The following is a 9,001-nucleotide window of genomic DNA, read 5'->3' as shown; positions in this document are numbered from 1 at the left end:
GGGTCGTAGTGGGCGCGCAGGCGGGCCGTGGCCGCGTCGGAGGCGCCCAGGCGTTCGAGGCCGAGCAGCGCCGCGCCAAGGACCGGCGGAACGTCGGCCACCACCGGCTTGGCGCGCGGCGCCCGCAGGGCGAACCGGGTGTCCAGCAGCGACGTCAGCAGCGGGTCCCTGGCCGTCAGGAGGCCGCCGCCCAGCACGACCTCCACCGGCGTCTCCAGCAGGCCGAGCCGGCGCAGGCACACCTCGGCCAGCACGATCACCTCCTCCGCCTGCCGCTCGACCAGCGACGCGGCCACCGCGTCCCCGCCCGCGGCCGCGGCGAGCACGCCGGGCGCCAGCTCGTGCAGCCGGCCCTCGTCCACCCGGCCGAAGTGCAGGCCGATCACCAGCTCCTCGACCGTCGCCGTGCCGAAGTGGGCGGTGAGCAGCCCGGTCAGCGCGGTCGGCGCGCCCCGGCCGTCCTCGGCGCGCACCGCGTGCCACAGGGCCTCCTCCGCCAGCCCCTGCCCGCCGCCCCAGTCCCCGCTGATGCGGCCCAGGGCGGGGAAGCGGACCACGGCGCCGGTGGGGGAGACGCCGACCGCGTTGATGCCCGCCCCGCACACGACCGCGACGCCCCACGCGGCCGACGCGCCGGCCCGCAGCAGCGCGAACGTGTCGTTGCGCACCACGACGTCCGGGCCGAACCCCCTGGCGGCGAACTCGCGGGCCAGCGCCTCCTCCTCCACCGGCAGGTCCGCGCCCGCCAGGCAGGCCGACACGTGGTCGAACCCGCCGGCCGGCAGCCCGTCCGGCAGCGCCGCGACGGCCACGTCCACGGCCGCCGCCACCCCGTCCCGCTGCGGCGCGAACGCTCCCGCGCGGCCGGTGGCGAGCACCTGCCCGTCCTCCGACAGCACCGCCACGTCCGTCTTGCTGTTGCCGCCGTCCACGGCCAGCACGAGCCGCGTGCGCGCCACTAGCCCACCGCCCACGGCAGGAAGCCGCGGTTGGCCGCCAGCAGCAGGTCCGTCAGCTCCTCCGCGGTCTCGTCCTGCCCGACCAGCGGATGGGCGAGCAGCGCGTCGCGCACCCGGTCCGCCCCGCCGCGCCGGGCCGCCTCCAGGGCGAGCGTCTCGTACGCCGACACGTTCGCGATCAGCCCGGCGTACAGCGGCTCCACGGCAGGCACCGGCAGCGGCACGGCCCCGGCCGGGGTGACGGCCGCCGGCACCTCGATGACCGCCTCGTCCGGCAGGAACGGCAGCGTGCCGGAGTTGCGTACGTTGACCACCTGAGCCGGCCCGGCCGGCGCGCCAGGGCCCGGGGCGTCGCCGAGCAGGGCGGCGACGAGCGCCACGGCCGCCTCCGAGTAGAACGCCCCGCCGCGCTCGGCCAGCAGCTCGGGCTTGGTCACGACCGCCGGGTCGGCGTAGAGCTCCAGCAGCCGCCGTTCCATCGCCGCCACCTCGGCCGCCCGCGACGGCTTGGCGCGCTGCTCGCGCACGACCGCGTCGTGAGCGTAGAAGTAGCGCAGGTAGTAGGACGGCACCGTGCCGAGCCGCTCCAGCAGCCCGGGCCGCAGGCCGAGGCTGCCGGCGATCTCCTGGCCGTGCGCGCGCAGCAGCTCGGGCAGCACGTCCTCGCCGTCGAGGTGGACGGACCGCTCCCAGGTGAGGTGGTTGAGTCCCACGTGGCCGAGCGAGATCCGGGCGGGATCGACGCCCAGCCAGGCGGCGAAGCGGCGCTGGAAGCCGATCGCCACGTTGCACAGGCCGATCGCCGGGTGCCCGGCGTCGAGCAGCGCCCTGGTGACGATGCCGACGGGGTTCGTGAAGTCCACGATCCACGCCTCGGGCGCGTGCTCGCGTACGGACTCGGCGAGCTCCAGCACGAGCGGGACCGTGCGCAGCGCCTTGGCCAGCCCGCCCGCGCCCGTCGTCTCCTGACCCACGCAGCCGCAGCGCAGCGGGAGCGTCTCGTCGACCTCGCGGGCCGCCTGCCCGCCCACCCTCAGCTGGAACAGCACCGCCCGCGCCCCCGCGACGCCCTCGGCGACGGAGGAGGTGGCCAGCACGCGGGCCGGATGCCCCGCGTGGGCCAGCATCCGCCGCGACACGCCCGCCACCAGGTCCAGGCGCGCGGCGTCGGGGTCGATCAGGGCGATCTCGGACACCGGCAGCTCCTCGCGCAGCCGCGCGATCCCGTCCACCAGCTCGGGCGTGTACGTCGAGCCGCCCCCGACCACGGCGAGTTTCAACCCTTCACTCCCGTCAAAGTGACGCCCTCGATGAACACTCTCTGGGCGAAGAAGAACACGATGATCACCGGCGCGGTCACCAGCAGCGTGGCGGCCATGGTGAGGTTCCACTGCACGCTGTGGAAGGCCTTGAACGTGGCCAGGCCGAGCGACAGCGTCAGGTTCTCCTGCTCGACGCCGGCGTACAGCAGCGGCCCGTAGTAATCGTTCCAGCAGTAGAAGAACTGGAACAGGGCCACCGCCGCGATCGCCGGCCTGGCCATCGGCAGGATCACGCTGAGCAGGGTCCTGAGGTCGGAGCAGCCGTCCACCTTCGCCGCGTCGGTGTAGTCGCGCGGGATGGTGACCAGGAACTGGCGCAGCAGGAAGATGGAGAAGGCGTCGCCGAGCAGCATCGGCAGGATCAGCGGCCACAGCCCGCCCGTCAGTTCGAGCCGGGCCCAGACCAGGTAGATCGGCACCGCGATGACCTGCGGCGGCAGCATCATGGCGGTGATCACCAGCAGGAACGCCAGCCGCCGCCCCCTGAAGCGGAACCTGGCCAGCGCGTACGCCACCGGCACCGACGACACGACGGTGAACAGGGTGCCGAGGCCGGCGTACATCAGCGTGTTGCCCGCCCACCGCAGCAGCATCGACTTCTCGAACACCACGGCGAAGTTGTCCCAGTTCCACGTGCGCGGCCACAGGTCGCCGGTCAGCGCTTGCTCGTCGGTCATCAGCGCGGTGAGCGCGATGAAGACCACCGGGGCCAGAAACATCAGCGCCAGCGCGACGGCCAGCGCGTGGGTGGCGATCCAGAGCAGCGCCCGCCGCCTGCGGGCCCTGACGCCGTCACGCCGCGCGGGCGGCGCCGCGGCGCGCGGGGGCACGGTGATCGTGGCGCTCATACGTCCTCCCCGGCCCGCCGGAACTGCCGCAGCAGGATCAACGTGAAGATCATCGAGGCGCCGAACAGCAGCAGCGCGAGCACGCACGCGTAGCCCATCGAGTAGTCGCGGAACCCGGCCTGGAACAGCCACTGCGGCAGGGTGAGCAGCGACTCCTCCGGATAGCCGGGGGAGAAGGTGCTGCCGGCCGAGTCGGTCACGCCCGACGCCACCCGGGAGGCGATCATGGCCTGGGTGAAGTACTGCAGGGCGTAGATGACGTTCGTGACCAGGGAGAACATCAGCACGGGCGCGATCATCGGCAGGGTCACGCTGCGGAACTGCCGCCAGGGTCCCGCGCCGTCGATGGCCGCGGCCTCGTACAGGTGCCTGGGGACGTCGAGCAGCGCCGCCAGGAAGATCACCGCGAGCTGGCCGCAGCTCCACATCGACAGCAGCGTGAGGCTGGGCTTGGACCAGCCGGGATCGCCGAACCAGTCGGGCCCGTGGATCCCGAACAGGGCCAGAAACTGGTTCCACGGGCCTGTCGCCGGGTTCATCAGGAACACGAACGTGATCGTCCCCGCCGCCAGCGGCACCAGCGAGGGCAGGTAGAAGATCGTCCGGATGATCCCGGCGCCCGCCTTGAGCCTGGTCACGAGCTGCGCCAGCGCCAGCGAGAACAGCACGGTGGCGGGGACCATGACGACCACCAGCCACAGCGTGTTGCGCGCCGAGACGGCCACCCTGGGGTCCTGCAGCAGGTAGCGGTAGTTGTCCAGGCCGACGAACTCCAGGGTGTACATGTCGTAGCGGTGGAAGGAGAAGTACACCGTGGACAGCATCGGATAGACGAAGAAGATCGACACGCCGGCGAGCCAGGGCGACAGCCACACGAGGGCCCGCAGGCCCTCGCGGCGCCGCCACAGTGACGGCCTTGCCTGTCTTCCCGCCGGCCCTCCCGGTGGCCCTGCCTGTGGGGCCGCGGTGAGCGAGGCCATGCGCGATCAGCCTCCGGACAGCTTCAGCTTGTCGTCGATCTGCTTGTCCACGCTTTTCAGCCCGGCGTCCAGATCGGGTACGGAGCCTTTCTCCCATTTCTGGATGAAGGTGGAGAGCGCCTCCTGGTTGAAGACGCTGTTCACGCTGGCGGGAATGGTCGAGGTCTTCGGGTGGGCGAATATATCCAGAAATGTCTTGAAATTGGCGTCTTTGGCGAGGTTGGGCGATTCCATGGACGCCTTGGTCGTCGGGACGTTGCGCAGCGCGTTCGACAGCGTCACCAGCGAGTCGGTGTCCGTCGTCAGGTGCTTGACCAGCTCCCACGCCTGCTGCGGGTGCTTGGCGCCCTTCGGCACGCCGATCACGGTGCCGGCGGTGAAGCCGCTGCCGTACAGCTCGGGGCGGTCGTCGGCGACGGGCACGGGGGCGGTGCCGTAGTCGAGGTCCGCGGCGTCGTTGGCGATCATCGCGTTCCGCCACTCCCCGTCGAGGATGATGGCGACCTTGCCCTGGAAGAACGGGTGCTTGGCGCCCCACTCGTCGCCCAGGCTCTTGCGGAACTTCTCCAGCTTGTCGTAGCCGTACCAGTCGACGAGCTCCTTCTGCCACGTCAGCAGCCGCTTCCAGGCCGGGTCGGTGCCGATGGCGGAGGTGCCGTCGCTCTTGTACCAGGTGGCGCCCGTCATCGGGGCCAGGTGGCTGGGGCTGTTCTCGTAGTACTGGACGCTCGGGATGAATCCGGCCACCTTGATCGTGCCGTCGGCGTCGCGGACCGTCAGCTTCTTGGCCAGGTCGGCCAGCTCGGTCAGCGTCTTCGGGGGCGCGTTCCCCTTCATCAGCGCCTTGTTGTAGTAGAGGCCGTACGCGTCGGCTAGCAGCGGCAGCGTGCACTGCCGGCCGTCGAAACGGGTGTAGGAGCGGGCCACCTCGGGCAGCACCGACAGGTCCACGCCGTCCTGCGCGATCACCGGCGTCAGGTCCTGGAACGCTCCCGACCTGCACCATTGGGCCACGTTGTCCGTGGTGAACGAGGCCGCCACGTCGGGCGCGTCGCCGCCGCGGATGGCCTGGGTGATCTGGTCGTCCTGTACGCCCTTGGTGGCCTTGACGGTGATCTGGGGGAACTTCCGGTTGAAGCCGGCGATGGCCTGCTCGAACGCCTTGACCTCGGCGTCGGTGGCGAAGCCGTGCCACAGCTCCAGCGTGGCGGCCGGCAACGCCTGGGAGGCCGAGCCCGAGGGTCTGGGCTGGGCGCCGAGCGACGGCCCTGCCTCCTTGTTCGCTGTGCACGCGGTCAGCGCGAGAGCCGCGGCGACCGCCAGGGGGACGAAGCGCACGGGGGGTGCCTCCTGCCAGACGAGTACAGACGGGTGGTACGGGCCGGGATCACGGCGATGATCATGAGAGGTTTCATGACGGGACCGTGGAGCTGAAGACCTCCTCGCGGACGGTGGCGAGGGCGAGGTCGAGCGCGCCGGCCAGGACGGGGTTGCCCTCGACGCTGGACAGGCGCACCTGAGGCTGGGGGATGGTGAGCGCGTGCAGCTCGTGCTCGACCAGCTCGCGCAGGGTCTCGCCGCCCGACATCACCACGCCGCCGGTCAGCACGATGAGGGCGGGGTCGACGACGGAGGTGATGGCGGCCAGGCCCACGGCCAGGCGGGCGGCGATGTCGCGCAGCCCCGCCCCGGCGTCGTCGGCCCGCTGGCCCTGGCCGCGCGCCGCCCGTACGGCGTTGGCGATCGCGTGGCGGAAGTCGGTGCCGCGCACGCCGTACGAGCGCAGCAGCTTGAGCACGGCGGGGCCGCCGGTGAGCGCCTGGTAGCCGTGATTGGCGTAGCGCCCGGACTCGCGGGCCGTCGGCGCGCCGGGGGTCGGCATGTAGCCCACCTCGCCGGCGCCGCCCGTGGCGCCGCGGTGCATCCGGCCGCCCAGCACGATGGCCGAGCCGATGCCCTCGTCGGCCCACAGCAGCACGAAGTCGCGGTGGCCGCGGGCGGCTCCGTGCGCCTGCTCGGCCACCGCGACCAGGTTGACGTTGTTCTCGACGTCCACGGGCACGCCGAGGCCGGCGCTCAGCGTGGGCACCAGATCGGGGATCTGCCAGCCGGGCACGTCCTTGGCGGCGGCGTACCCGAGCGTGCCGGTGGACGGGTCGATCGCGGCCTGCACGCCGATCACGACGCGGCGCAGCTCGCCTGGGGGCTCGGCGCCGCGCAGGGCGGCCCCGAGCCGGTCGAGCAGCTCGCCGTGGGGGCGGCGCGGGGTCGGCAGCGTGTGCTCGCCCACGACCGTGCCGGTGATGTCGGCCACCGTGGCGGCGATCCTGTCGGGGGTGACGTCGAGCGCGGCCACGTACGCCGCCGCCGGGTTGATCCGGTAGACCTCCGCCGTCCGCCCCGGCAGGCCCTCCCTGACGCCGTCGAGCACGACCAGCCCGGCCTCCTGCAGACGGGACAGGAGCTGGGACGCGGTCGGCTTGGACAGCCCGGTCAGCGTGCCGATCTCGGGCCGGGTCAGGGGGCCGCGGTCGAGGAGCGCCTGCAGTGCCGCGCGATCGTTGATGGCACGTAGCAGACTGGGGGTCCCCGGCACCGGACCGCTCACGCTGGCACTCCTTCATCGAAGTTAGGAAAGTTTCCTAACTCGGAAAATAGGGAGTCCCGCCAGGGGGGTCAAGGGGCGAAACCAAGACGTGACCGAACGCGGAGGGGGTGTTCGAGGAGAAAGAATGGGAGTGCTGCAACAGGCGTGCTAATGTCGTCGTTTGTCGTAACAACAAGCAGAATGGCCCGGAGTGTCCCATTAACCACAATAATGGTCAGGCGGCAACTCGTCAAACCGAGCTCGCCAGAGAGCAGTCGTACGTCACCCGGCTCTACGAGCGCCTCGACACGCTGCGCGAGCGCACCCAGACGCAGCTCAAGGAGGTGCTCGCCGCCGGTGCCGTCGGCACGATGCAGAACCGTTCGGAGCGCGACACGTTCGCCGAGATGTACGCGACGAGGCTCGCGCGCCTCTGGGCGGTCGAGCGCGGCCTGGTTTTCGGTCGGCTCGATCACCTCGACGAGGGCCGGCTCTACATCGGCAAGCTCGGCCTGTCCGACGACGACCAGCAGCGCCTGCTCATCGACTGGCGCGCGCCGGTGGCGCAGCCGTTCTACCGAGCCACCGCCACCGCCCCCATGGGGGTGACCAGGCGCCGCCACCTGCAGACGCGGGGGCGCGACGTCATCGGCGTGGACGACGACCTGCTCGACCTCGACTCGCTCACCGACGACGACCGCGCCACGCTCAACGGCGAGGCCGCGCTGCTGGCCGCGCTCGACGAGCGGCGCACCGGCCGCATGCGCGACATCGTCGCCACCATCCAGTCCGAGCAGGACCGGGTCATCCGCAGCGACCTGAACGGCGTCCTGGTCGTCCAGGGCGGCCCCGGCACCGGCAAGACCGTCGTGGCCCTGCACCGGGCCGCGTACCTGCTCTACACGCACAGGGAGCGGCTGGAGCGGCGCGGCGTGCTCATCCTCGGGCCCAACCTCACCTTCCTGCGCTACATCGAGCAGGTCCTGCCCTCGCTGGGCGAGACCGACGTGCTGCTGTCCACGATCAGCGAGCTCTACCCCGGCGTGACCGCCACCCTCAGGGACCGGCCCGAGGTGGCCGCGCTCAAGGGCGACCTGCGGATGGCCGACGTGATCGCCAAGGCCGTGCGCGACCGGCAGAAGGTCCCGCGCAAGCCCATCGAGCTCACCATCGGGCGCATCACGCTCACCATCGACCGTTCCATGCTGGAGGGCGCCAGGAACAAGGCCGCCCGCACGCGCCGCCCGCACAACCAGGCCCGCGCCGTGTTCGTCAGGTCGCTGCTGAACGCCCTGGCCAGGCAGCAGGCCCGCAAGATCGGCAAGGGGCTCATCGACGAGGACGACCTCGCCGACCTGCGCGAGGAGCTGCGTACCGAGCCGGTGGTCAAGTCCGCGCTCAACAGGCTGTGGCCGTACCTGACGCCGCAGCGGCTGCTGCTCGGCCTGTACGGCTCGCCGGAGCGGCTCGGCTACGCCGCCTCCCAGCTCACCGCCGAGGAGCGCGCGCTGCTGCGCCGTGACGGCGGGGACTGGACCGAGTCCGACGTGCCGCTGCTCGACGAGGCCGCCGAGCTGCTGGGCGAGATCGACGAGCAGGTGCTGCGGGCCAGCGCGCTCCAGGCCGAGGAGGAGCTGGCCGCCGCCAGGCAGGCCGAGGAGAGCGAGCGCGAGGCCGAGCTCGCCTACGCCCGCGAGGTGCTGGAGCTGACCGGCCTGTCCGACGTCATGGAGGCCGAGCGCCTGGCCGAACGCCAGCGCGGCGAGGGCCCCTACCTCACCACCGCCGAACGCGCCGCCGCCGACCGCACCTGGGCCTACGGGCACGTGATCGTGGACGAGGCGCAGGAGCTGTCGCCGATGGCGTGGCGGGCGGTCATGCGGCGCTGCCCGACCCGTTCCATGACGATCGTCGGGGACATCGCGCAGACCGGCTCGGCGGCGGGCGCGCGGTCGTGGGCGCAGGTGCTCGACCCGTACGTGGCCGGGCGCTGGCGCCAGGAGCGCCTCACCGTCAACTACCGCACGCCGGTGGAGCTGATGGCGCTGGCCTCCCGCGTGCTGGCCACCATCGACCCCGCCCTGGAGGCGCCCACGTCGGTGCGCGAGCTCGGCGTGGAGCCCTGGGCGGCGCCGCTGCCCGCGCTGCCCGCGCTGGTCAGGGCCGAGGCCGGAGCCGAGATCGGGCAGGGTGGCAAGGTCGCCGTCGTGGTGCCGGACGCGTTGCTCGGCTCGCTGGGGGCCGCGATCACCGCCGCCGTGCCCGGCACCGTGGTGGTGACGCCGGGGGCCGGGCGGGCCAAGGG

General features: G+C 72.3%; 7 protein-coding genes. 1 reads left to right on the top strand and 6 read right to left on the bottom strand.

Annotated features, from left to right (window positions below; genetic code table 11):
* The 6 genes from ETD85_RS56885 to ETD85_RS56860 form a co-directional block, all read right to left on the bottom strand.
* The coding region (locus ETD85_RS56885; protein ID WP_170247403.1) for an N-acetylglucosamine kinase at positions 1-959 on the bottom strand (959 nt) is incomplete at its 3' end.
* The gene (locus tag ETD85_RS56880; protein ID WP_138698163.1) at positions 959-2,239 is read right to left on the bottom strand and encodes a family 4 glycosyl hydrolase; all 1,281 of its coding nucleotides are present in this window, start codon (positions 2,237-2,239) and stop codon (positions 959-961) included. The genes ETD85_RS56885 and ETD85_RS56880, both read right to left, overlap by 1 nt.
* Positions 2,236-3,129 carry a carbohydrate ABC transporter permease gene (locus ETD85_RS56875; RefSeq protein ID WP_138698162.1) on the bottom strand — a complete coding sequence of 298 codons (894 nt, stop codon included), beginning with the start codon at positions 3,127-3,129 and terminating at the stop codon, positions 2,236-2,238. Before ETD85_RS56875 ends, ETD85_RS56880 begins: the two co-directional genes overlap by 4 nt.
* Positions 3,126-3,977 (bottom strand): carbohydrate ABC transporter permease, encoded by an 852-nt coding sequence (locus ETD85_RS56870; RefSeq protein WP_240780076.1) that lies wholly within the window; start codon positions 3,975-3,977, stop codon positions 3,126-3,128. The genes ETD85_RS56875 and ETD85_RS56870 overlap by 4 nt, the downstream gene beginning before the upstream one ends.
* Before the next feature lie 138 nt (positions 3,978-4,115).
* A complete protein-coding gene (locus ETD85_RS56865) occupies positions 4,116-5,447 on the bottom strand; it encodes an ABC transporter substrate-binding protein (RefSeq protein WP_138698160.1) in 1,332 nt (443 codons plus the stop codon).
* 73 nt (positions 5,448-5,520) lie between these two features.
* Positions 5,521-6,717, bottom strand: a complete 1,197-nt coding sequence (locus ETD85_RS56860) for an ROK family transcriptional regulator (protein ID WP_138698159.1) — start codon at positions 6,715-6,717, stop codon at positions 5,521-5,523.
* Between the two features lie 350 nt (positions 6,718-7,067).
* On the opposite strand from ETD85_RS56860, the gene ETD85_RS56855 reads away from it, so the two are divergent.
* Positions 7,068-9,001 (top strand): HelD family protein (locus tag ETD85_RS56855; RefSeq protein WP_240780075.1); only part of this gene is annotated, 1,934 nt, incomplete at its 3' end.

This window comes from Nonomuraea zeae (genome assembly GCF_005889725.1).
In the GTDB taxonomy this organism is placed as follows: Bacteria; Actinomycetota; Actinomycetes; order Streptosporangiales; family Streptosporangiaceae; genus Nonomuraea; species Nonomuraea zeae.
Note: the sequence above shows the minus strand (reverse complement) of the source record. Positions and strands in the feature narration are given on the sequence as shown.

What these genes read in the sequence shown, in the direction of transcription:
- ETD85_RS56875 (WP_138698162.1), bottom strand. Translation starts at nt 3,129, where the DNA reads ATGAGCGCCACGATCACCGTGCCCCCGCGCGCCGCGGCGCCGCCCGCG.